Raw genomic sequence first — 23,158 nt, 5'->3', positions numbered from 1 at the left:
TTTTGGGCAATCGCTCCTACTCCTAATCCTAATCCTACTCCTAATCCTACTCGTGCTCGTGCTCGTGCTCAGGGCTCGTGCTCAGGGCGCAGCCCGGTGCTCGTACTCCTGCTCGAATCGGGGCACCAATGACCCGGCAGTCGAGTAAAACGCGGCAATCGAGCACGAGTACCGCGATGCTGAGCACGAGCACCGCGACGCTGAGTACGAGTACCGCGACGCTGAGTACGAGCACCGCGACGCTGAGCACGAGTACCGCGACGCTGAGCACGAGCACCGCGATGCTGAGCACGAGCACCGCGACGCTGAGCACGAGTACCGCGACGCTGAGTACGAGTACCGCGACGCTGAGTACGAGTACCGCGGCGCTGAGTACGAGCACCGCGACGCTGAGTACGAGCACCGCGATGCTGAGTACGAGTACCGCGATGCTGAGTACGAGTACCGCGATGCTGAGTACGAGTACCGCGGCGCTGAGTACTAGTACCGAAGAAGGTCGTGCGCCGCAGGTCCGGCCTTGATCAGCCCTGCTTGCGTTTTTGGGAATATTTGCCGATTAGGTAAAGGATGCTGATTTTGCGGCCGATAAATCAATATGCCTTAGCGCAGATCTTCTCCCCCCCTTGTGACATGGATGAACTGAAATGAAGAAAGCCTTCAACTGGATCGGAAGTTTGGCCGTCGCCTTCGCCGCGGTTGGGATCGTTTGTCCTCAAACCATTCAGGCAGCCCAGGCCGCGGTTCATGCACCAAGTCAAGCTCAGCAAAAACATGCGTTGCGTCTGATCGAGCAAGGGATGGTTCAGCTTCGTCATGATCGATCGCTTCAAGGCGTGATGGTCGAAGCGAGCGGGAAACCGGTTGACCAAGCACCTGTCGCTTTGGTGCGTGGCGGACAGGTTATCGGAGAAACCAAAACGGGTGCCGATGGACGTTTTGAGTTCTCAAATGTCCCGCTGGGCGAATGCCTTATCGCTACCTATGATGGGCTGAATCGCTATCAAGTGGTCGATCGTGCTCAACCAGGTGTTGCTGTCAAGCAAGGCGCCGTCATCAAGGTCGATGGCGAAGTCGCTCGCGGGCAGCTTTGGAATGGGATGTCGATGGGCTTGGTTGGCACGCTGCTAATCGCAGGCGTTGTCGCTGCGGTGATTATCGCTTCGGACGATGATGACGATTCAGCCAGCTAATTGACCCGCTAGGTTCCCTGCATGCTCCCACACGACGATAGAAGTCATCGCCGAATTGGGATGGGATGCGCGGTATTGGCTCACACAATGTGGGGGCTGTTTCCGCTGTATTGGCGGAACTTGTTGATGGTTGACCCGTTGGAGTTAACCTCGCACCGAGTCTTGTGGTCCTTTGTCCTGCTCTCGGTCCTGCTGCCTATCCTTCTTTCGCTGAAGGTATGGGGAGGGTGGGAGCTTTTCTTGAAAGCCGTTTGCACGCGGCGCGTTCTCTGGATTTACGCTGCGGCGGCGTTGATGATTGCCATCAACTGGCTTTCCTTTGTCTATGCGGTGACTAACGGACGCATCTTGGATGCCTCTTTGGGGTATTACATCAACCCGCTCTTAAACGTCTTGTTAGGCGTTATTTTTCTTCGCGAGCGGTTGGCCAGTTCGCAGTGGGTTGCGATCGGTTTAGCAGCGATCGGGGTGACGGTAATGACCGTCGCTGGCGGAGGACTTCCATGGCCGGCACTTGGGATGGCTTGTTCCTTTGCGATTTACGGATTGCTGAAAAAGCAGGCCCCGCTTCCCGCGTTGCTGGGGTTATGGCTGGAAACCGCGATCCTGGCCGGACCGACATTGATTCTGTTGGGGATGATGGAGCGGACGAGCGGGACCGCTTTTCTCGCCGGGACGCTAAGCACTCAAGCCTTGCTGATGTTTGGCGGTGTCATCACCGTCGCCCCGTTGGCACTTTTTGCGATCGCTTCCCATCGTGTCTCGCTATCGACGATGGGCGTTCTGCAGTACATCGGGCCGACGCTTCAGTTATTGGTCGGCACCTTGATCGCAGGCGAGACCTTCGGGGTCTGGCGGATCGTCGGTTTCGTGTTTGTCTGGACCGGAATTCTGGTCTATCTGTCGCGGATGCGCTAGGCGGATGCATTGTCGATCGAGGCGTTCAGCCATCGGTTTCGTTCACAAAACAATGCAATCGTTTGGTTTTGCGTTTCCTCTTTGGCTTTTTGCTGCTGTTTGAACGCCTCCGCTGAAACGGTTTAGTTCGGCTAAGTTCGAAAAAACCCCCAGAATTCTGTTGCATTTACCTAGATGGTGTGCGGTAGAATGCCACAGCCGCCGGTGAGGGGGAATGGGTGCCTTTACCCGGGGGTTTGCGGGCGACATCTTTTCTTTCTTTTCTGGAGTTTGGTTATGGTTTTGAAAAATCCAAGACGTTTCTCTCGAGCGGGTTTTACACTCGTTGAATTGTTGGTGGTCATTGCCATCATCGGAGTCCTGGTAGGACTTCTATTGCCGGCGGTTCAAGCCGCTCGCGAAGCGGCTCGCCGGATGTCCTGCGGGAACAACATGAAGCAGTTGGGTTTGGCGATCCACAACTATCATGACACTTTTCAATCTTTTCCAACGACCGAAATTTGGGGGACAAAACAGGGTTGCAGGTTCGGAATCATACTTGGCTTTCTTTCATTTTGCCGTTCATTGAACAGGCTCCATTGCATGATCAGATCAACTATGCCGATTCGATTATGAACCAAGCAAACAGTAACGGCGACTTGATTCGTAGTACTCAGATTCAGAGTTATCTTTGCCCTACCGATCCGGTTTGGGATGCGTTGCCACACGGTTTTGCTTTGACTTCGTATGCCGGCGCTTCAGGCTGGGATGAGCATGCTCGCGCGGGGGACATCCATACCGGTATTTTCCCCACCGCGAGGACGTGTCGGTTCTCCAATATTCTGGATGGAACTTCGAACACGATTGCCATTGGCGAAGTGACGACGGTGTCGTTCTGCTGTCGTCCTGCGGGATCGGATGAGTCAGAGGGGGGCTCGGGTCAGCTTCGTCAAGGTGCTAGTCGCGTGGTGCGGGCTGCTTTCGTGGCAACCATGGTCGATACCGGTTTCAGCGGACACACTTTGGCGAAATCGGTTAACGGGAACCAACCGTTGTTGAGTGCCAATGGAAACCAGGAAATTGTTTCAGCTTGGTGGAACGGTGGCCAGGCGCATGTTTGGAAACCGACCTACCGTTCAAGAACCGGATTGAACGCCGATTGGCGAGGTTCGGGTAGTCTGCATCCAGGTGGAGCTCAATTCACATTGGCAGACGCTTCGGTACGTTTCATTTCCGAAACGATTCAGGCCAGCAACATGCATAGCGGGCAAGCTGGGAACAACAATCTTTGGCATGCCATTCACACCCGTGCTGGCCATGGGCAGGGTTCGTATGAATCGGCCGAAAGCATTCCTTGATTTGGCTTTTAGCTAAGCCTCTCACGCCTGCCGATTGCCTAACGATCGGCAGGCGTTTCTTTTACATTTTCCGTTTGGTTTGCAGAAAAGGGTTTTAAGCATGATACGTTCGGTGCATTGGATCGCGGGGTTGGCGTTGGGGATGACCATGCTGTTTGGAGTCGCAGGTTGCGGAGGTTCGAAACCGGTTGCCAGTGAAGAGGAGGCGATGCAAGGAATGCAGGACATGGATTCGGGAGCCGAGACCGCTCCGCGATAACCAAAGAGGATTGCCTGAGATCGAAATGGGAACGGAGTCAGCCGGTTAGAGAGATGTCTTGGCCTTTTGGATTGGAGGGCCAAGCATCTTGCTGCCGGGCTGCGCCGCGGGCGGGCCCTCCGGAGGACGCCGCAGTCGACTCGCTTGGGGCGGTGTTTCGATCTCCTTCGCTGCTCTAATTTGTAGAGAGCACGTAACAAAACCGCCACCATCGGCCAAACACGCCACTAAATGAACCGCACGATCTTCAGGTTGCGGCCGCCGATGGGTTTCGAAGAAGCTGAAATTCGTTACGATTCACGACCTTTGGGTTCTTCTTTTTCCATTCCAAGCGACTTCCTGATGGATGTACCAACAGCGGTTCTGATTTCCGGCGGCGGAACGACTTTGAAAAACCTCCTGGCGGTTCGCAAAGAAGGGAACTTGCCGGCTGATATTCGGTTGGTTATCAGCAGTTCCGCGTCCGCGAAAGGGCTCGATTTTGCGACCGCTGAGGGGATTGCTACGGCAGTGGTTCAAAAATCGAAGTATCCGAGCGACGAAGACTACAGTCAAGCGATTTTCGATCCCTGTCGAGAACGGGGAATCGGGTTGGTGGTGATGGCCGGTTTTTTAAAACACGTCCTGATTCCCGAGGACTACGAAGGTCGAGTCATCAACATTCATCCTTCGTTGATCCCAGCCTTCTGCGGTCCGGGAATGTACGGTCGCCGAGTCCATCAAGCGGCGATTGACAAAGGCGTCCATTTCAGTGGTTGTACGGTCCACTTTGTCGACAATCACTACGACAACGGCCCGATCATTTTGCAGCGATCTTGCCCGGTCGAACCGACCGACACCGCCGAGACCCTAGCGGCTCGAGTCTTCGAAGAAGAGTGTCTAGCCTTACCCGAAGCCATTCGCAAAATCGCCAGCAAGTAGAAGCAGCGAATCATAGAGTGTCGCCGTTCGCCAAGCCGATCAACCTTCATTCACCGATTCGCTTGGCCGGTTCCCACCGCCCAAACGTTATTGGTAAATCTTGGGGATGGGGGCGTCGGAAAGTTCGTCGATGATGCCTTGGCTTCTTTCTTGCGCATTGAGAACTTCCATTAAGCCGACGAACATCATTACTTTGCCTCCGTCGGGGACCGCTCGTTTGATCATTTTGCCCGCCGCGCGGCCCGCCATGTAGTTGCTGGTTCCCAGGTAAAACCTGCGGTCACTTTCCGGGGCATCGCTATCGTGGCAAATCAACGGCATCGCTGCACAGGCTTCGTTGATCATTTGTGTTTGATTGGCTGGGTCGATGGGGCTGATTGCGATCCCATCCAATTTCTTGACGACGTTCGATTCCAGAAGTCTTTTTTGTTCTTCCGGCGTCGATACGCTGGGCGCTTGGAATTCGACGTTGACCCCAAAGTGTTCTGCCGCCTTGTCGCATCCTCGATGAGCCAATATCCAAAAGGGATCAGTCCCGTTGGTGATGAAGGCGACGGAGATTCCCTCCTGTTTGTCGCCCATGGTGGCCAGTGGTTCTAAGATCGGCCCGTTACCAGCATTCATCGCGTCGACTTCTGCACCAAATTCGTCAACGTTGTCCGCCGTAATTTCCTTAAACGGGATGAAGATTCGCTTGGATTCGGGAACAGGAACCGTTCCACCACTGGCGATCGCCGTCAGAAATTCAATCGAGCGGAACGCAAAGGCATACTGTTGCTGGACGATCGTCCCGTAAACGTGCCCGTCGGAGATCCCTTTGAGTGTATTGGGGTGATCATCAAATCCAACGACGGTGATCTTATTCAGTTGGTCGCTGTTCTCTAAAGCCGCCAAAATCGCTGGCGTGTTGGCACTCCACAATCCGACTAGGCAGGAGACGTCGGAGTGGGCCAGCAGCGTTGATTCGACATTCCCCTTAGCCAATGAATTGTCTTGCCGGTCCGTCAAAATATCGAGAATCGTGTATTTGCCGGCGGTTAACGGAAACCGATCGGAAGATTGACCGGAGGCTGTACCGCCATTTTCGCCGACGCGAGTGGCGTTCGCTCCAGGGCGTGGTGACGAATCGCAGCCGAGCAGGCAAACCAAAGACAGGACGGCAATGGAAAAGGAGACGTGGAAGCGTTCAAAGGGCATTGGTGAGCCTCTGGGTGGCGATTAGTGCTGGTGAGTATCGCATTGTAAGCGAAACGACGGCCGATGCTAGCGCGCCGGCAGTGATGGTGGTCCGGGTTAGATAGGGGGATTTTGTCGATCGTGAATTTGGCTTTGAGGACTCTTCTGGCAGGGGGACGATAAGAATCGAGATAAAGCTTCTTTGGATTGCACTTCGAGGTAGGGTCGCATGCCGTTTCGTTTAACCGAGCCAGCTGTTCCAACTATGCACACAAATTCGCAGCAGACCATGCAGACGCAGCAAGCCAGCTTGCCACGGACGGTGGGGATCTGGCGATTGGTGTCCAGTTTGCATCAAGGTCCGTGGACGGAACTCTTTCTGGCACAGCCCGCCGATGCCGTCGGTAGCCCGCGCTGCGATTACGTGTTGAAAATTGCTCGGCAGACGACGCAGGGGCAAGCCGAAGGGAGCCTGCAGGTTCGCGCCGAAGCGGCGGCGGCAAGCGACGCGTCGCATCCCAATTTGGTGCCCGTTCTAGACGCTTGTCTATCGGCTTCGCTTCCCTATTGTGTGATGCCCCGTATCGAAGGGGATACGCTTGAATTCCGGCTTCAGAATCAACCATCGCAGGCTTTGCCCGTCGGGCTGTGGTGGTGCCGTCAAGCCGCGCAGGCTCTGCTTGCCCTGCATTCCGCTGGGTGGTTGCACCGCGATGTGAAACCTTCGAATGTGATGGTGAGCGATCGGGGGCATGTGACCCTTATTGATCTAGGTTTCGCGACGCAGCAAACCATGCTGGGAGACCCTGTCTTCCGCGGAACCCCCGCGTATGCGGCTCCTGAAATTGTTGCGGGCAAAGGTCCCCTGACAGCGGCAGCCGATATTTTCTCCTTGGGGAAAATCATGGAACAGTTGATCGACGATGAAGGTCGGCCCGAGCAGGTTTCGCAATTAATCGGTCAACTTCTCTCGCCACGCCCGCAGGATCGTCCTACGGCATCCAAGGTCGTGGATCAGTTGCTGAAGTTGGAAATCGAAACGCTAGGCCGTCATATTCTGCCCTCTTCGCGAGCCGCCTAAAGAGGCAAACATTGTGGGAATCGCTACTCCTTGCACTCCCGCTAGTGGACGATGTCCCCACGCAATGTGTCGGTTTGGAAGTTGACTTTGGTCTTTGCACTGCGATCGAAGTTGGGCCAATTGGTCCACCGACAGTGCCGGGACGGCAAGTCGATTCGATCGGGTTTGTCCAGTTTGGGTGAACTTTACCGGTTATGCATGTCGATGAAACTGAGTACGAACCGTCCTTTTCGAAGGATCACCGTGTCTTAGGGTAATCTTGGCATGTCACTTTTTAGCACCATCAATCAGTCGGCGGGCGCCCTTCGTGCGTCACAGATGGGCTTGCAAGTTGTTGGCAATAACATTGCCAATGCCAATACGCCGGGCTATATCCGCCAAGAGCTAGAGTTAATCCCGGCCTCGGCGACTCGCGTCGGGGAATTGATCATCGGGCAGGGGGTGATCCCCAAGGCAACCCGGCAGATCATCGATCAGGCGCTCGCTGAGCGGATGTGGAACGCGAGCACTGCGGCCGCGGGAGCCGATAGTCTGCAGGCAGCGTATACGGAGCTAGAAGATTTAGTCGGAGGTTTAAACGGAGGCGGCTTGGAGGCTCAGCTGGATACCTTCAATGAAGCCTTACATAATCTGTCCAATGCACCGGCCGATCCGGCTGCTCGAGAGCTGGTACTGGAACAAGCCTCTGCTTTGACCAACATGATCAATCAGACGTACCAGGAAGCGACCGCTGGAATGGAGCGTGCCAACGATCAATTGCCCGGCGTGGCTATTGAACTGAATTCGCTCACCTCGCGGATTGCGGATCTTAATTTAGAGATCATGGTGCTTGAGGGGGGGCGGGCTCTTTCCAGTGACGCGACCGGCCTCCGTGACGAACGTTATCAGTTGTTGGAAGAGATGGCGAAAATTGTTGATATCAATGTCCAGGAACAAGCCAGCGGTTCGGTCAGCGTGTTTGTCGGCGGCGATTACCTAGTCTCGGAAAAATATGCCCGAGAAGTCTATACGGCTTATGACAGCGACACTCAAGGACAGGAAATCCGAATCGTCGAAACCGATTCACCGCTTCAGGCCAAAGGAGGAATGGTCGGTGCCACGACGGCCGCCCGTGATGAGGTCTGGGGCGCGTACGTTGAGGAACTAGACGAATTCGCCGCAAATCTTGCAAGTGTTTTCAATCAGGTCCATTCGCAGGGACAAGGCAGCCTAGGGCACACCTCGATGTCGGGGGTGAAGAATCTTGAACCTGGCGTGCCACTTGAGCGTGCGGGGCTGCAGACCGAACCCACCAATGGAACCTTTGATATCCAAGTGGTGGATGCGAATGGGGATTTGGTCAGCACGCACCGAATCAATGTGCAGAAGTTAGATATCATCGGTGATTCGACAATCAATTCGATTGTCGCCGACATCGACGCGATCGACGGGATTCAAGCTTCCGTCGATGGTAGTGGAACGATTCAGATTGAATCGGAAAGCCCCGGCATGGGGTTCACGTTCTCCGATGATAACAGTGGTTTTTTGGCGGCTGCAGGATTGAATACGTTCTTTACGGGAACCACCGCTAGCACGATCTCGGTCAATAGCTATTTGGTCGATAATCCTGACCAGCTGTCGGTTAGTAAATCGGGCGTCGGCCAGGATACCAACGCGTTGGCAGACCTGGTCGATTTGATCAAAAAGCCGCAGGAACAGTTTGGAGGATTGTCGCTGCAGTCGCTCCAGCAGAGGTCGTTGGGGTCGATTGCCCAGCGGGTCAGCGTGCAACGCAGCAGCGCCGATGGCGTCAGTGATTTTTATGAAACGTTGCGAGCTCAACACCTGTCGATCACAGGTGTTAATCTAGACGAAGAAGCGATCAAAATGATCACTTACCAGCGGGCCTTCCAGGCTTCATCCCGAGTGATTGCAACCGCTAGTGAGATGTTGGAACTGCTTGTTAATCTTTAGCCCCTTTGATTGTGTCACTATGCGTTTTGGGATTTTGGGAACGGGGCGAATTACTCGTCGTTTGGTAGCGGACTTGCAATCGACTGCGGGGGTGCAGGTGACTGCGATCGCCAGTCGTGATGTCGATCGCGCGGATTGGTACGCCCAACAGTACGGGATTGCTACGGGAGTCGAAGGTTACCAAGCGTTGCTCGGCCGCGATGATGTGGATGCCGTCTATATCGCTTTGCCGCCGTCGATGCATTGTCAGTGGGCCGTCGCGGCGGCCGAACATGGGAAACACGTGCTTTGTGAAAAGCCGTTAGCGATCTCCGCTGAGGAAGCCCATCGCGTCGACGCCGTTTGCCAGGAGAAGCAGGTTCGTTGGTTGGATGCGACTGGATGGTTACATCATCCTCGGACGGCAAACTTCTCTGGCTTGGAACAACGCGGGAAACTGGGGACGCTGAAACACCTTAGCTCGGCCGTTTCCTTCTACGAACCTTTTCAGTCCGGCGACCATCGTTTGGATGCATCGTTGGGAGGGGGCTGCGTGCTTGATCTGGGGTGGTATGCCGTTGGGTTGCCGATCTGGTTTGCCGGTCGCCCGTTGTCGGTCTATGCGACGGCCGTGATGCGTCATGGGGTTCCGTACCGAATGACCGCGATGATGTGGTTCCCCGATGATGTGACCGCGACGATTAACTGTGGGTACGATGTGACGACTCGTAAGTGGTTCGAAGTCGCCGGCGATTCCGGATCGATCGTGTGCGATGATTTCACGCGTCCTTGGCCCGAGCGTGAAGCCCGCTTTTGGAGCCATGATCGGACGGGGGCGGCCGAATCTCATTCGTTTGAGGGCAATCAGGAACAGGCGATGCTGCTGCGATTTACGAAACCGGAATCGGATCTTGCAATCTATCAACAGCAGACGCTTGATACCCAGCAAACATTGGAAGCGATCACTCAAAGTCTGCAAAATGGGCAACGCTGCGATGTCGTTTTTCGTGAACGGGAAACCCCCGCGTTTTCTTCGGTCTCCCTTGTTCCCGCCAAACCAACCGTCTGGTTCCTGTCCGGGGACCTAATGTTTGGGTCTCGGATTCGCGCCGCGGCGGAAGCGGCTGGGTTGGAATTCCGAATGTCTAGTGGACTTCCAACGGGAACCGTGGGATCGGAAGCATCCGATGAACCAAAGGATGCCGAAAATCAGACTTCGGCAGAAAATCGCTCGCTCGATCCGGTCTGGATGATTCTTGATCTGTCGACGCGTGGCGGGATGCTACCTACCCTGGATGCCGATTCGCGGAATCGATTTCCTCATGCCACTTGGCTCGCTTATGGGCCTCATGTTCAGGTCAGTAAACTGAAAGCCGCCCGAGAGGCTGGAATTGAATTGGTTTTGACGCGCAGTCAGTTTGATATGCGGCTGCCAACCTTGTTCAAATAATGCTCTCTTTCGCCGTTCTCTTGCTGCTTTGCTAGCAAGATTGGTTTCGATGGAAATCGGATTCGCATTGACACCATTTGTCGGCTCCGCCTACTCTCCTCCCGCTCCTTAAATTGGTGCAATGTAATCCTATTGATGTACCCCAAATGACGTAACGCCTTCATGTTGCCAGCGCAGTCCCCGTCTCGCTCCTCATGGCAGATCGCGGTAGCGACGGGGTTGCTATGGGCTTGTGTGATCGGGTTGACCAGTGGCTGCACCACCACTCGCTATATCTCGAAGCGTCATGTCCGCGAGAATGCTCTCAATACGTCTTTAAACCTGATGCGTTGGAAGGGGCCATCCCTTTCGGAGCGAACCAGTTTGCAGTTAACGCGATTCGGGTTGCTTGACCAGTACGAGAAGGATCCCAAAGCGACGCTGGAAAAACTGCAGCAAATGGCGATGAGCCAGGACCAGGAGTTAACGTTTGCGGTCGGGGAACTGTCTTACGTCGAAGGGGTCAAAGCGGAGCGGGCGGGCATTGAAAGTACGGCCCTGCATCACTACGGGATGGCGATGTCAAACAGTTACCAGTACCTGTTTGCTGCCGATCTGGATGCAACCCGCAATCCCTATGATCCTCAGTTCCGTGAAGCTTGCGAACTGTATAACGAATCTTTAGAGGACATGCTGCGACTGCTTTGTGCCGAGAACAAGTTGCGGCCCGGGCAGAATTACACGATCGAAACCCCGGAACGGACTTTTACGATCGACACGGTGGCGCGTGGCAAATGGCCTGCTGCCGAATTTGAACGCTACGAATTTGTCAGCGATTATAAGGTAGAAACCCTTCATAACCGCCACGTGACCTACGGATTAGGGGTCCCACTTCTAGCGGTTCGGCGTCCCAAAGATGGTGACCCACATCGCGAAAAGTATTATCCCGACGGGCTCAGCTATGCCGTAACCGCCCTGCTTCGATGTACCGACATTGATCGGAAACCGGGCGAACCCCCCAAGCATTGTGTGTTGGAATTTTTTGATCCGTTAAGTCACAACCATGTTGAATTAGCCAATCGTTGGGTCCCTCTGGAAACCGACTTAACGACTCCGCTGGCATACTATTTAGATAGTCCCCAATTCCGCGAGCGGGACAATGCGACACAAGGATTGCTGAATCCGGCCAAGTCACAGGAGACTCGCGGGCTGTACATGTTGGAACCGTATGACCCTAAGCGGATTCCTGTCGTCATGGTCCATGGATTGTGGTCCAGTCCTTTGACCTGGATGGACATGTTTAACGACCTGCGATCCTTTCCGGCGATTCGGGAGCGATACCAGTTCTGGTTCTATATGTATCCATCGGGGCAACCTTTTTGGAACAGTGCCACTGAAATGCGAGCGGATCTAGCGAACGTTCGCGATGCGTTCGACCCGATGCACCATGATCGAACCATGGATCAGATGGTCCTGGTTGGCCACAGCATGGGTGGCTTGGTCAGTCGGATGCAGACCATCGATAGCCACCAAGACTTTTGGAATATCGTTAGTAATCAACCGGTCCAGGAACTGCAGGGGCCTTCGGAAACGAAAGCCAAACTAGCAAGTGCCCTGTTCTTTAAACCGAACCAGTCGGTGCAAAGAGTCGTCACGATAGCGACCCCACACCGGGGAAGCGATTTCGCAAATGACTACACACGTTGGTTGGCTAGGAAGTTCATTCGGTTGCCACGGATGGCGGTAAATACGGGCACCTTGTTGGCAGCCCGGAACCCTGGCTTCTTTAAAGATACGAAGATGCTAACGACATCCAACGCGATCGATTCGTTGGCACCCGAATCTCCCATTTTCCCCGTGATGATGCGCGCCCAGGAATCCTCTGAGGTGAAATTGCATAACATCGTGGGCTTGGTCGAAAAGCATGGTTTGTTTGGGCGTATTATCGAAGGGAGTGATGGGATTGTTGAATTTGATAGTGCCCATCTAGAAAACGCTGATAGCGAAATTGTGGTGAATTCGGATCACACGAGTGTGCACACGAAAAGTCAAACCATCTTGGAGGTTCGCCGAATTCTCTTGGAGCACATGGCCGAGCTGGATGCCACGGATCGAGTCGCCGATGCAGCGGGCAATGAACTTGCCGCAGGCGGTGCTGCTTCGTACCCGGCGGCAGGTCCCATCGCACAGCTGCACTCGCCGCAGGTTGCTGATTCGCCAAACGCAAATCTGCCTCCTTTATTGCTGCGACATCCAAGTATTGGCAGCACGGTCGCTCAGCCCGTCGTTACGTCTCCGTAACGTTAGAAAGCCCAGCAGCTCGCGGCATTCTGGTCGTCTGCTTCATGCTAGAAAAAGGTGTAATGCCGCGTGATTCAAGCATTGATGGATTGCGGTTTTCTATTGATACTTTATAAAGCGATAGCAAGGGGCCTCCATGTATTAATGGCCTCGCACTTTGATCTTTAATCGGCATCACCAATGAAAAAATTATTGAATAGCTTCCTCTCCGGTTGTGCAACGATGGCTTGCCTAATGACGCTCGGATGCGGAGAGCTTCGCCCTGACGGATTTCCTGATCTTTACCCTGTAACTTTAGTTGTCACGCAGGATGGTGAACCGTTAGCTGATGCAATGGTAAGTCTCTATCCCGAAAATTCATCTCTGACGCGATGGCCTGTTGGTGGAATGTCCGATGCCTCAGGCAATGTCGAATTGGTGACGTATGGGAAGTATGAAGGCGTCCCCGCAGGTATATTCAAAGTGATGGTGAATAAAACCGTCCATGAAGGGGATCCGATTCCCGAATCGCCTGCGGCCGATGCATCACCTGCAGAACGTGCAGCGTATGACCGGGCAATTAAGACGGGATCAAGAGAGAGTTTCCAGGTCGTTCAAAAGGAATTTCGGACAGCCGATAAAACCTCTCTGACCGTTACCGTTTCGCCGGATGCAGAGAATTCCTACACCCTTGATGTGGGGGCGGCCGTCAAAGAAAAGGATCAGCAAGCGAGTGCAGTAGGTGGTGGCAGTGCTGACTATGTACCGATGGGCGAATCCGCCGTCGCTGAGTAACACGCGGATGAATTTTATTGTTGCGACTTAAAAACGGCTTGACTATTTAAGATAGTCAAGCCGTTTTTTATTTGCTGGTTATCGCACTAGAACTGGACTTCACCGCCAGCATGAGTTCCCATGGCTCCCCAAACGCCGTATGGGCTGGGGCCGGCAACCGGTTGCGTTTGAGTGAGGTCCCCCGAATCAACGGTGTCGGTGATCAGGCGAACCGAGCCATCCATATAGACGGCATTGACACCCGATGGGTGGTAGCTATTTGGAGTGAAGATCGCTGTGTAAAGGCCCGTTAGACTGTCCATGCAGCTTGGGCCGTTTGGTGGCACAACGGTATGGAAGCCATTCCATGGAGTTCCCATCTGATAAAAGTTACCACGCCAGGTGTCTGTCGGTGTCAAGTATTGGCGACGATTGTTGGGGTCGATCGTGCCGGTCATGCAGACGTCTGGGTGGATGATTGGTTGAGCACCATCGGGTTCAAGCAAAGCCGAGTTCATTCCTACGCCACCTTTGACTTCACGCGACCAATAGCCTTGCGAAGCTGAAGCGGATTCGCTGAAAGCCAAGGTGTTGCTGGTTCCATCGACGATCGATGCAAACTTTTTCCATGAATCCATGTGGAAGGGGCCGCGGTTCTGCGCTTGAACGTACTGGTTGCTGATGTAATTGGGGTGATGCCATGCCGCGTCCAGTTTGAGCATTCCATCCCCCATGTTGAACATGTAGTTGATACGCGCGTTGGAGGCATGTGGCGAGGGGGAATCTCCATTCGGCTCGGACGGACAAAGCAACGCCGGCAATGTCATGTCGTATGGCGAACCGGTAAACAGTGCCGACCAGGGATCCGATGTGATCCGCAGCCGGTCTTGGATCTGGTCATAGCGTGCTCCTTGTTCGATGTACGGAAACAAGGAAACCATGATGCCCGGGTAGTATTTGGCCACGTTGGTCCCGCGCGGAAGCGTTCCGGCTGCAGGAAACGAGCGATGGGAATCGTGATAGTTGTGTAGCGCTAACCCAAGTTGTTTCAAGTTGTTCGAACATTGCATTCGACGCGCTGCCTCGCGCGCTGCTTGGACGGCAGGCAATAACAGCCCGACCAGAACGCCAATGATCGCAATCACGACAAGTAATTCGACTAACGTGAAACCTCGTGTTGGTCTTTTATTCATGATGTGTCACTCCAATTGATCAAAAAGAAAACAAAATACTGATGGATAGCGGGGGGGTAGATAGCAAGGTTCTTTACGACCCATTCGATCGAATGAATGTAAATAACCAATTGCACATAACTCGCACTGAGTAGCGGGAGAGGTTTCCCGCTGCAGAGGGTTATGCTTTTTCGGAGGGGAGGTGGCGGGGTTTTTAGGTGGGACGCTTTGGAAGCGCTAAGGTTTCTAGCATAGCCGTTGGCCGGAAAATTACGATGATCGATTGCTGATTTTCTGTAATCTCGGGCCAGGAAATAACCTATCGTTGAGCGGGTTTATGAGCAGAGCTTCTCTAATGGGTGGGAACACCCGTCACTAAAAATGAGTGCACCGTACCGCCACCACGATGTTTCCGTTTCCGTTAAAGAAACGTTTCAGGTTGTAGCGTTGATTGCGACTGTAATGGTGGTCGGGATTCACTACAAGTCTGCAGTCCCCCTGTCGGCGGAGGCAGCCGACGCAACTTGGAATGCGTTGACCCAAGACTTTTTGTTTGGTGGAATCGCACGCGTCGCCGTCCCTTTGTTTGCTTTTGCTGCAGGTTTTTTCTATTACCGCAGTGATGACGGAACCTGGGGATGCTATTTAAAAAAATTGGGACAGCGCGGACGATCGGTGGGGCTGCCCTACTTTATTGTCGCTTCCGTTGCCATCTTCGCTTGGCTGATGATTCGCCGTTTGACCAATGATCCGGCTAACATGAATTGGCCACAGTTTGTGGCGACTTGGTGGCTTCATCCCCCCGCCGAGCAGTTGTGGTTTTTGCGAGATCTGTTGGTCTTGGTTCTGATCGCTCCAGTTATCCGGTTCGCACTTGGGGCAAGCGGTTTGCGGGCGGCTGTGGTGATTCTGATTCTAGGAGGAGCCTGGTTCCTGCAGTGGGAACCGTTTCCCATTCTGGTGGGCTGGCATTTTCTCCATATCGAAACCCTTTTCTTTTTTGCTTTAGGGGCTGTCGCGACAAGATATCCCGATTGGCTGGAATCGATATGCCGAATTTCCACCGTCGGGGTATGCGGGCTACTTGGCTTGTGGGGAGTGCTGTTGTTGCTGCGGATCAACCTGCGGGCGGACTTTGATCTTTGGTACTCCGATAGTTACGGCTGGCTTGATCTGTTTGCACACAAAACGGCGATCCTGGTCGGCGGGGTTGCCCTATTTGGGGTGGCGTACCGCCTGCGATATCCGATTTTGATGCGTCTTTCGGGAGCAGCGTTTTTCGTTTATCTGGTTCACGAATTCCCGCTTCGGGCGATTTTGGTTCGCGGTGCGGACCAGGTGGTACCGCATCCGTATACCTGTTGGGTTTTGACACCCCTTGTGGTGGTGGGCTGTTTTGTCGCTGCCGTACTTACCACGCGGTATTTCCCGTTGGCGATGCAGACTTTAAGCGGTGGCAGAGTGCCATCGGTCGGTAAACGCTCACTTCCAAAGAGAAGTGCCCAAGCCAACTCGCCTGCTTAGAAGGCGGTTGCGGTAGACGCGTGGCTGCCGTAGCTGCCGTAGCTGCCGTCGCCGGACGTTGGTTCGATTGCTTGACGCCTTTCGCTCGGGACGTGGATTTCAACGGACAAAAGTCTTGCTGCGAATCGGCTGGGCTTGCTTCCGCCCCGCTTGCTCTGGAATCCGTTGCGTCGACGCTTCGAGCCCGCAGAGGCAAGCCCGGAAACAAACAGAGGCCGTTAAGATGCCGAAATCCCAACCCGCTGCGTGAGCGAGGGACAGCAATAACCGGACACGATCCCGCGCTGACGCAGCGGGTTGGGATCTTTCGATGCCTTGCCGCACTTCAGCAACCTATTGGGAAAACCTCAGCAATACTTCTCGCGTTCCGGGCGAAAAGCGACACTCTATAACACCCCCACCGCGCTTGTCGTCGGCGGCGATGCCGACGCGTCGCGTAGGTGTCCGAGTCGTTTTTAAAGGTTGCCCGCCCGCGGACGCCGCTTATTGGCGGTCCGAAGGTTTCAGCCATAGCGTTGCGTCGCCGGCTAATTTCCATTCCGGTTCCAATGTGATCCCCAGGTGAGTCAGGGCAACGGCCGTGATATCGGTGGTCGACACCGAAGGCGTTTCATCGGTTTTTGAGTTGGGCAATGCCGCGTCACCACTGACGATCATCGCCGTGTGATAGACCATCGAATTCTCTCGTCCCCCACCATGTCCGGTTCCTTCACCACCATGGTCCGATCCAACAACCACCAACCAGTCTTCTTGATCGTAGGTGGGACGGGCGGCAATCGCTTCGAGAAGTCGTTGGATATGTCGGTCGGTCGTTTCGATTTGGTCCATGTATGGTTTGACCGTGGGATGGAAACCATGTTTATGACCGGTTTCGTCAACGGCCCCTAGGTAGACAAAAGCGATATCGATCGGGCGGCTGGCCAATAAGGCGGCCGCCATGTGGGCGATCGTTTCGTCACCGCCGACGTATTCGTCCATCTTTGCGTTTGGCGAAACAATCACGTTCACATCTGCATCGGTCGTGACATGTTGATTCAGCGGAGTCCAGTCCAAGAAGGATGCGGTCAACAGGTCTGGATTGCCTTGCTTGGTCAAACGAAATAGGTGTGGGGCTTGATCGCTTTTACGACCTTTGAAGGAGTTGTCTAGGACGCCATGTCGGTCAGCCCAGGTCCCGGTCAGGTAAGTCGTCCAGCCAGGACCGCTGATCGTATCGCTATCGGGCACTTGCTCGGAAATAACCCGAGTTTGATAGCGAATGGATCCGGCGGCGGCCAGTTGATCGAGTGCCGGGGTGTTCGCTTTTTTGAGTGCGTCGACTCGAAGTCCATCGATCCCGATTAGCAGGACCTTGGGTGTTTTGGAAGACTGAGGAAGATTCGCGGCAGCTGGTTCCGCTGCAAACGCAAATGGAGCGGACGCCAGCGTCACTAGGAAGAGGCCTAGCAATCGAAAGGTGTTGGAAGTCCCGTGTTCGTTGGAAGGGGCAATCCCCCAGAGTTGCAGTCGTGGCATCTTCTTAAATCCAGGTAGTGAGAGCGTGGAACGCGGTGTGAAGCATTTGGATAGGCTGGTTATTAAGTAGGGCTCATTCTACTGCTTTCGGACTCCAGTTTCCCTAACTGCTTGCGGAGTCTGCGTTTGTCGGAGTAAAAGCGACGGGCCAGCATAAATGCGTACTGATCGGCAACGATACGCATGGTTCCGCGAAGGGTTGGACGCCACATTTTTTGTGAAGTTTCGATGTGTTGAGCGTTTCCGGATTCGAAAATTCGCGCTGCGTCCGCGATACGAAATTGGTATAGGTCCTCCAACGGATTCGCTGAGAACGGGACTGCTGATGGCAACTTCAGCCGTTGGTAATGAAACCGTTGTTGATCGCCAGAATTGGCATGGGGAAATAACATCGTTTGCGTCGCCCCCGTCAGGTCCGGTTCATAAGCCGCTTCGGTGACAATGGTCGTGATGCAGATGGACGGGAGGTCTTTGGCTGACTGGGGCGGTGAGCTGCCGGGGTGCCCTTTGTGAGTCGGATTTCCCAGGGTTATCAGGGAGACATTGGAAACAGGGATCCCCGCGACTTTTCCCGCTTCGATCAACGCCAGAACGTAACGATCTTTCGACCACCAAACGTCGTAGCGAATTTTATAGATGCCACCTTTGGCATGCCGGAAATCGCCTAAGTACTCATACTGCATGCTATCAAAATCGCGACATTTTTGCCCTGCATAAGGAGTCAACGGGAGGGTTGGTTGTTGGTAGGCGGGAGGCTGGTAAGGGATGTCAACTCTTGCGTTCAGTGCCCGGGAACTGGTATCGCTGGCTGACACCGAATCGGACACTGATTCCTGAGGTGCTAGGTACCAGACGTAGTGAATTTCACGGAGGGTGATGATGACCGTCACGACCACAAACGCAAGGAAGATCCCTATCGGAAATAAGGCTAGGAACAAAATCGTATACATGCCAAATCCAAAGCGATTGAAACAAACAGGCTAAGTTTGCCGGTTTTTCGGGTTGTGCTTAATTTAATGGCCACGGCAAGCCGATACGGAGTCCTGGAACGAATTCTTTTTTGTGATTTTGGTGCGCGGGAGGCGCCCGCTATGTTCCTTTGGTTGATCAAACAAATTTTTGCGGTGAAAAACGCGCTTGCGGGGCGACGGCACCCTCACCAGTTGGCTTGGGGGTTAGCGTTTGGGGTTTTGCTAGGCATTATCCCACACGGCAATTTGCTAGCCATCGGTTTAGTGGTGATGGTTCTGTGTTTAAACCTGAACCATGCGATGACCGGTTTGGCGGGACTGGCGATTTCATTTTTTGCCGTCAAATTGGACCCCTATTCTCATCAACTGGGCGAGTATGTTCTCCATCATCCTCAGATGGTGGCACCGCTTGCTCAGGCTTGGCAGTTGCCGTTTGTTCCTTGGACCGACTTGAACAATACCGTGGTAATGGGCAGCCTGCTGCTTGGAATCGTGGCGTTGATTCCCGTTTACGTGCTTAGCTATTTTGGTTTTTCACTGACCGTTCCCGCGGTCACTGAGACGCCGGATCCGACGTCAGCTGAGATTTCAAAAAACGTTCCCGCTCCGCTTGCGATTGGTAAGAAACGTGATGCGACGCAAACCCGTTCGGAAGCACCGGTTCCGCCATCGACGGTACCCGTCGGGATGGAAACTCGGATCGACGTGATTCGCGTTGCCGATCGAGGTGCTGGCGGACAACCCAGCGGTACCGAAAAGGGATCGCAAAATGGGCGGCGCATCGACGGGGCCCATATGCAGGTCACTTCGCCAGCTAGTGATGCTGACAACGCTCAAATCAATCAAGCTCTCAATTATCTACTCCGACGATTGCGTCAAGCGCAGCAGGAGAAAACGTCATGATTCGTTGGCGATTCCTAATTCCCCGTATTTTGATTGTTGTGGTCGTCATCGCATTGTTGCGTTGGTCGATTGGGCCCATTGTCCAATACGCAAGTGTTCAGGCCTTGGAAGCAAGCGTTGGCGCACGAGTCGATATTGCCAGCACCACGGTTGGCTTGTTCCCTCCAAGACTGGAGTATGCCGGTCTGCAGATCGGCGATCCACGTGAAGGCAAATCACATACAAATGCTTTTCAAGCCGACCTCGTGTCGTTTGAATTGGATGGCAATGCTTTGCTGAAACGCCGCTGGGTCGCTCGTAGTGGGCGGATTTCAGGATTGAAAATAGGTGAAGGTCGTGACTCCTCCGGGCACTTAGAAGTACCGGAAGTTATCGAAGAACCGGCTGGCCCTTCGATGTTAGGGCAATGGTTGGGTGGTTTCACAGACCAGGCGGTCGACGGCCTGGAGAGCTTTGGCAAAGACCTGGAAACGTACCAGCGGAGCGAAGAAATTCGTCAACGCTGGGAAGCTGAATACGCTTCTTTGAAGATGCGAGCGGAATCGTTGGAAGTGGAAGTCCGCGCGATTCGTGATGAGGCAAAAGGGATCGATAATCCGCTTCGAGACCTTCCAAGGTTGCAGGCAACCATTGCCCGCGCCGAAGCGGTTCGCAAAGAGCTAATTGCGATTCGTTCAAAACTGGATTCGTTGCCACAGCAAGTCCAGGTGGACTGGTTGGCAATGGAACAAGCGAAACAGAATGACCTGAACCGCGTGAAGGAATTTGTCCCCCAAGATTTTCGAGATACCGATAAGATCGGTCCCGACTTGTTTAAGGGAATTGTCCAAGGGCAAATCGATCGCGTGCGAAGCCATCTGGATACGGCGCGTGAAATCGCAGGATGGACCATCACCGAACCGATCGATGTCGAACGGACTCGAGGGGATGACATCCGGTTGGTTGCCGGTCCCTTGCCCCCTTCGTTGCTCGTTCAGCAGTGCCAGATCGATGGTGACCTGAGCATCAACAACGAAGTTTATACGATGACCGGGATCCTGGAAAACCTGACACCGCAGACCGAACGGTTGACCGAACCGCTACGGGCTCGGATGCGACTGGAAGGCCCGCGAGTCGTACGTGTCGATTTCCAGCGTTACTTCGACGAGAAACGTCCGAAGCCTCGGGATGTGCTAACGATTCATTGGCCTAATCTTGAAGTGCGGCCGCATCACATCGGCAATTCCGATGACGCACAATTGGCGATTCGTGGCGGAGACCTAGACCTGTATGTTCAGATCGAAGCGATCGGCGATGAGATGCACGGCAAATTGATTTCTCGGCAGGCCGACACCCATTTGGCACTGGAGACTTCTGCGAAGATTTCAGAACTGGCCGCGGTGCAATCTTTACAATCGCGACTGTCGTCGATCGACCGACTGGAAGTCCAAGCGGAGTTTTCTGGAACGTGGAGCGATTTGGATATGAGTCTGTCGACGAATCTGACGGGAGTCCTGTCGGAAGGAATGAAAGAAGCGTTCAACGTTCAGATTGCAGATGCAAAACAGAAATTGAACACTCGGATCCAAGTCGAACATCAACAGCAAATGGCTAAGCTGCAGGATCTGCTTGGGAAACAACATATGGCGACGCGAGATATTCTGGCGAAAGCCGATTTGCAAATCGATGAACTGAAGAGCAAGTTGGTAAGCGAACTGCCGTCGGCCAGCACCTACTTGGGGACGCTTGAATCAAAGCTGCGAGGCCTCCGCTAGGCGTCGTATAAGAGACCTCTGCAAGCGAAGCGTCCATAGCCCCGTGATGGGCTGATGACAACAAAGCCTCAGGTGACGGGAGATTCCGTTTCCTGGGGCTCTTTTTTGGGCGGGAGGCCTTGTTGCATCCATTTCCATAAACGCGACGCGGCACCGATCTCTTGGCGGTCCGCTTGCCCTCGACCATAGACGATATTGTTGTAGGCGTTTGCCAAACGGGCAAATTCTTCGCGGTGCACCGGATGTTCCCGCCCTAGTCGCCGAGAAAATTCGCCGGGAGTTTCGTCGGGATCACGTGGCGACTCCGCTTCGCGTGCCCAAGCCTCAAGTGCTTGGAAGGTGATGACGATCACTTGTTGTGGATTTTGTTTGCTTTGAATGGGGTTCGTGAAAGACGCGAATCGGCGATAGACCCGAGCCTGCTCCTCTGTTTTGGCTGGTTCGAACTGTGCGTCGACATCGCGGCGAACTCCATTCCAGAATTCGCAGAAATTTGCCCAGGCCTTCGCCAGCCAGGCTCGGTTGAAATAGACAAACCACAACAGGAATCCGACTAAGGCAAGGATCAAAAACGCTTTCAGGAGCGAGGTCAGTCCAGGCAGCCATTGCATCGGATCAAAACTGGAAGGAGGAGGCGGAGGAGGCTGTTGCTCAGCCCCCGAAGAAGATTCTCGTTCTTCACCACCCTGAGCATCACTTTTCCCCTCACCCTGCTCACCACCCTGTTCCCCACCTTTCTCTCCACCCTGCTCTCCACCCTGTTCTCCACCCTGCTCCCCACCCTGCTCACCACCCTGTTCTCCACCCTGTTCCCCACCCTGCTCTCCACCTTGCTCCCCACTCTGTTCCCCACCCTGTTCTCCACCCTGCTCTCCACCTTGCTCCCCACCCTGCTCTCCACCTTGCTCTCCACCTTGCTCTCCACCTTGCTCCCCACCTTGCTCCCCACCTTGCTCCCCACCTTGCTCCCCACCTTGCTCCCCACCTTGCTCCCCACCCTGTTCCCCACCCTGCTTTCCACCCTGCTTTCCCTTCTCCCCACTCGCCGCTCCCGACTCCCCTTCTCCCGACTCCCCCTCTCCCAACTCCCCCTCCACCCCTTCTTCGCCCCAACCGAATCGACTTGGCTTCAGCCAGTCGGGTGAATCGAGGCTGGCTGGAAGTTCCAGTTGAGCAATCGTACGTCCTGGAAGGGGGAGGATAAAACAGACGGCTAGGATTGCTAGTGTCAGCAGAAAACCACCGCCGATCCAGCTGAGCGATACTTCGGCGGGCATGTCAGCGCCTCGTTTCCGAAGGTAGGACCGCAAGCCTAAGAAGCTGGTGGTTACCAACAGCATTAGGGTTGCAAAGAGGTAAAACCCGAGCGCCCAGAGGGCTCGGTTTCGAATCGCGTCATTGTCTGGCAGCAACCACTGACCGAATCCAAAAAGCGGAAGGGAGGCGAGTGCTAGAAAGAAGACGGAGCGACCATGTTTTTTTGGTTTTGGTTTCGCTTTGCGTTTTCCTCGCTTGGATGGGGTGGCTCGCGAGTCGCTTTCGTCGCCGTCGATTTGAGTCGTTCCGTCCAGACTGACATCGACCGCTGGTTGGGGGCTGCTGGTACGAAAGAGTGTGCTGGGGGCCAGCAACCCTTCGTCTCCGCTGCTTTCTTGGTCATGAAGAACGGTGCAGTCGTGGGTGATATGGTCGGCTAAAAACCAAATCGCTGCCACGGTTACGACGGCAAAGAGAGGATTGGTAAATCCGGAAAGGACAAACACCGTCGCTAGGCCGAGCGCGCTGGCATAACCGGTCGCGTACAGCCTCCCCGATTCCACCGAAATTCGAGCAATCCCGGTCGCTCCCATGATGAACATGAAGAGGATGTAAGTGATCCGCAACGAGTATTCGCCACGGTAGACACAGAGGATGAAGAAGTGAGTCAGGGCGGTCAGCATGATCACGATCATGCTTGGGCAAACCGCTAACGCCGCGTAGTCGGCGGCAGTCATCTGCTTCCGTTTGATCACAGATGCCTCA

The 23,158-nt window shown here is 54.3% G+C and carries 18 protein-coding genes and 1 pseudogene; 13 read left to right on the top strand and 6 right to left on the bottom strand.

The genetic code is table 11. The annotated features are described in order from the left end of the window. Nucleotides 1–46: 46 nt before the first annotated feature. Nucleotides 47–403 (bottom strand): hypothetical protein, encoded by a 357-nt coding sequence (locus FF011L_RS18715; RefSeq protein WP_145353224.1) that lies wholly within the window; start codon nucleotides 401–403, stop codon nucleotides 47–49. Between the two features lie 241 nt (nucleotides 404–644). Between FF011L_RS18715 and FF011L_RS18710 the strand changes: the two genes are divergently transcribed. The 5 genes and pseudogenes from FF011L_RS18710 (at nucleotide 645) to purN (ending at nucleotide 4,625) form a co-directional block, all read left to right on the top strand. After that, nucleotides 645–1,190, top strand: coding sequence for a carboxypeptidase-like regulatory domain-containing protein (locus FF011L_RS18710; protein ID WP_145353222.1), 546 nt, complete (start codon nucleotides 645–647; stop codon nucleotides 1,188–1,190). 21 nt (nucleotides 1,191–1,211) lie between these two features. Continuing rightward, complete coding sequence (gene rarD / locus FF011L_RS18705) at nucleotides 1,212–2,108, top strand: EamA family transporter RarD (protein ID WP_145353220.1); 897 nt, start codon at nucleotides 1,212–1,214, stop codon at nucleotides 2,106–2,108. Between the two features lie 174 nt (nucleotides 2,109–2,282). After that, a pseudogene (locus FF011L_RS26480) lies at nucleotides 2,283–3,445 on the top strand (DUF1559 family PulG-like putative transporter). Between the two features lie 100 nt (nucleotides 3,446–3,545). Continuing rightward, entirely contained in the window at nucleotides 3,546–3,704 is a 159-nt protein-coding gene (locus tag FF011L_RS26475; RefSeq protein ID WP_218932731.1) for a hypothetical protein, read from the top strand. Nucleotides 3,705–4,046: 342 nt separating this feature from the next. Beyond that, nucleotides 4,047–4,625 (top strand): phosphoribosylglycinamide formyltransferase, encoded by a 579-nt coding sequence (gene purN, locus FF011L_RS18695; protein ID WP_145353218.1) that lies wholly within the window; start codon nucleotides 4,047–4,049, stop codon nucleotides 4,623–4,625. Between the two features lie 87 nt (nucleotides 4,626–4,712). Here the strand turns inward: purN and FF011L_RS18690 are convergent, their stop codons facing one another. Beyond that, nucleotides 4,713–5,822: a substrate-binding domain-containing protein gene (locus tag FF011L_RS18690; RefSeq protein WP_145353216.1), complete on the bottom strand. Its 1,110-nt coding sequence runs from the start codon at nucleotides 5,820–5,822 to the stop codon at nucleotides 4,713–4,715. 208 nt (nucleotides 5,823–6,030) lie between these two features. Here FF011L_RS18690 and FF011L_RS18685 point away from each other — a divergent pair, with 208 nt between their 5' ends. The 5 genes from FF011L_RS18685 to FF011L_RS18665 all read left to right on the top strand — a co-directional run bounded on the left by FF011L_RS18685 (nucleotide 6,031) and on the right by FF011L_RS18665 (nucleotide 13,318). Then, the gene (locus FF011L_RS18685) at nucleotides 6,031–6,882 is read left to right on the top strand and encodes a protein kinase domain-containing protein (protein ID WP_246109501.1); all 852 of its coding nucleotides are present in this window, start codon (nucleotides 6,031–6,033) and stop codon (nucleotides 6,880–6,882) included. Between the two features lie 264 nt (nucleotides 6,883–7,146). Then, nucleotides 7,147–8,835 carry a flagellar hook-associated protein FlgK gene (gene flgK / locus FF011L_RS18680; protein WP_145353214.1) on the top strand — a complete coding sequence of 563 codons (1,689 nt, stop codon included), beginning with the start codon at nucleotides 7,147–7,149 and terminating at the stop codon, nucleotides 8,833–8,835. A gap of 19 nt (nucleotides 8,836–8,854) precedes the next feature. After that, a complete protein-coding gene (locus FF011L_RS18675; protein WP_145353213.1) occupies nucleotides 8,855–10,264 on the top strand; it encodes a Gfo/Idh/MocA family protein in 1,410 nt (469 codons plus the stop codon). Nucleotides 10,265–10,426: 162 nt separating this feature from the next. Beyond that, complete coding sequence (locus FF011L_RS18670; protein WP_145353210.1) at nucleotides 10,427–12,544, top strand: esterase/lipase family protein; 2,118 nt, start codon at nucleotides 10,427–10,429, stop codon at nucleotides 12,542–12,544. 180 nt (nucleotides 12,545–12,724) lie between these two features. Then, complete coding sequence (locus tag FF011L_RS18665) at nucleotides 12,725–13,318, top strand: hypothetical protein (RefSeq protein ID WP_145353208.1); 594 nt, start codon at nucleotides 12,725–12,727, stop codon at nucleotides 13,316–13,318. An 86-nt stretch (nucleotides 13,319–13,404) separates the two neighbouring features. On the opposite strand, the gene FF011L_RS18660 is transcribed toward FF011L_RS18665, so the two are convergent. After that, complete coding sequence (locus tag FF011L_RS18660) at nucleotides 13,405–14,490, bottom strand: DUF1559 domain-containing protein (RefSeq protein ID WP_145355566.1); 1,086 nt, start codon at nucleotides 14,488–14,490, stop codon at nucleotides 13,405–13,407. Nucleotides 14,491–14,850: 360 nt separating this feature from the next. Here FF011L_RS18660 and FF011L_RS18655 point away from each other — a divergent pair, with 360 nt between their 5' ends. After that, nucleotides 14,851–15,993, top strand: a complete 1,143-nt coding sequence (locus FF011L_RS18655; protein WP_145353206.1) for an acyltransferase family protein — start codon at nucleotides 14,851–14,853, stop codon at nucleotides 15,991–15,993. A 483-nt stretch (nucleotides 15,994–16,476) separates the two neighbouring features. Here FF011L_RS18655 and FF011L_RS18650 read toward each other — a convergent pair whose 3' ends face one another. Beyond that, nucleotides 16,477–17,508: an alkaline phosphatase family protein gene (locus FF011L_RS18650; RefSeq protein ID WP_145353204.1), complete on the bottom strand. Its 1,032-nt coding sequence runs from the start codon at nucleotides 17,506–17,508 to the stop codon at nucleotides 16,477–16,479. 62 nt (nucleotides 17,509–17,570) lie between these two features. Further along, complete coding sequence (locus FF011L_RS18645; protein WP_145353202.1) at nucleotides 17,571–18,458, bottom strand: hypothetical protein; 888 nt, start codon at nucleotides 18,456–18,458, stop codon at nucleotides 17,571–17,573. A 174-nt stretch (nucleotides 18,459–18,632) separates the two neighbouring features. On the opposite strand from FF011L_RS18645, the gene FF011L_RS18640 reads away from it, so the two are divergent. Together FF011L_RS18640 and FF011L_RS18635 are read left to right on the top strand one after the other, a co-directional pair. Then, nucleotides 18,633–19,382: a TIGR03546 family protein gene (locus FF011L_RS18640; RefSeq protein ID WP_218932730.1), complete on the top strand. Its 750-nt coding sequence runs from the start codon at nucleotides 18,633–18,635 to the stop codon at nucleotides 19,380–19,382. Next, entirely contained in the window at nucleotides 19,379–21,136 is a 1,758-nt protein-coding gene (locus tag FF011L_RS18635; RefSeq protein WP_145353198.1) for a TIGR03545 family protein, read from the top strand. The genes FF011L_RS18640 and FF011L_RS18635 overlap by 4 nt, the downstream gene beginning before the upstream one ends. 68 nt (nucleotides 21,137–21,204) lie before the next feature. On the opposite strand, the gene FF011L_RS27095 is transcribed toward FF011L_RS18635, so the two are convergent. Further along, complete coding sequence (locus FF011L_RS27095) at nucleotides 21,205–23,148, bottom strand: DUF4129 domain-containing protein (RefSeq protein WP_145353197.1); 1,944 nt, start codon at nucleotides 23,146–23,148, stop codon at nucleotides 21,205–21,207. Nucleotides 23,149–23,158 lie beyond the last annotated feature (10 nt).

It is taken from the genome of Roseimaritima multifibrata (genome assembly GCF_007741495.1).
Lineage (GTDB): Bacteria > Planctomycetota > Planctomycetia > Pirellulales > Pirellulaceae > Roseimaritima > Roseimaritima multifibrata.
This window is presented reverse-complemented; position numbering and strand designations above follow the sequence as displayed.

Bases quoted from the DNA above. Each gene is read 5' to 3' on its own strand.
- FF011L_RS18660 (WP_145355566.1), bottom strand. From the start codon at position 14,490: ATGAATAAAAGACCAACACGAGGTTTCACGTTAGTCGAATTACTTGTC.
- FF011L_RS26475 (WP_218932731.1), top strand. From the start codon at position 3,546: ATGATACGTTCGGTGCATTGGATCGCGGGGTTGGCGTTGGGGATGACC.
- FF011L_RS18670 (WP_145353210.1), top strand. From the start codon at position 10,427: ATGTTGCCAGCGCAGTCCCCGTCTCGCTCCTCATGGCAGATCGCGGTA.
- FF011L_RS18650 (WP_145353204.1), bottom strand. From the start codon at position 17,508: ATGCCACGACTGCAACTCTGGGGGATTGCCCCTTCCAACGAACACGGG.
- rarD (WP_145353220.1), top strand. From the start codon at position 1,212: ATGCTCCCACACGACGATAGAAGTCATCGCCGAATTGGGATGGGATGC.
- FF011L_RS18690 (WP_145353216.1), bottom strand. From the start codon at position 5,822: ATGCCCTTTGAACGCTTCCACGTCTCCTTTTCCATTGCCGTCCTGTCT.
- purN (WP_145353218.1), top strand. From the start codon at position 4,047: ATGGATGTACCAACAGCGGTTCTGATTTCCGGCGGCGGAACGACTTTG.
- FF011L_RS18645 (WP_145353202.1), bottom strand. From the start codon at position 18,458: ATGTATACGATTTTGTTCCTAGCCTTATTTCCGATAGGGATCTTCCTT.
- FF011L_RS18685 (WP_246109501.1), top strand. From the start codon at position 6,031: ATGCCGTTTCGTTTAACCGAGCCAGCTGTTCCAACTATGCACACAAAT.
- flgK (WP_145353214.1), top strand. From the start codon at position 7,147: ATGTCACTTTTTAGCACCATCAATCAGTCGGCGGGCGCCCTTCGTGCG.
- FF011L_RS18635 (WP_145353198.1), top strand. From the start codon at position 19,379: ATGATTCGTTGGCGATTCCTAATTCCCCGTATTTTGATTGTTGTGGTC.
- FF011L_RS18665 (WP_145353208.1), top strand. From the start codon at position 12,725: ATGAAAAAATTATTGAATAGCTTCCTCTCCGGTTGTGCAACGATGGCT.
- FF011L_RS18710 (WP_145353222.1), top strand. From the start codon at position 645: ATGAAGAAAGCCTTCAACTGGATCGGAAGTTTGGCCGTCGCCTTCGCC.
- FF011L_RS18655 (WP_145353206.1), top strand. From the start codon at position 14,851: ATGAGTGCACCGTACCGCCACCACGATGTTTCCGTTTCCGTTAAAGAA.
- FF011L_RS18675 (WP_145353213.1), top strand. From the start codon at position 8,855: ATGCGTTTTGGGATTTTGGGAACGGGGCGAATTACTCGTCGTTTGGTA.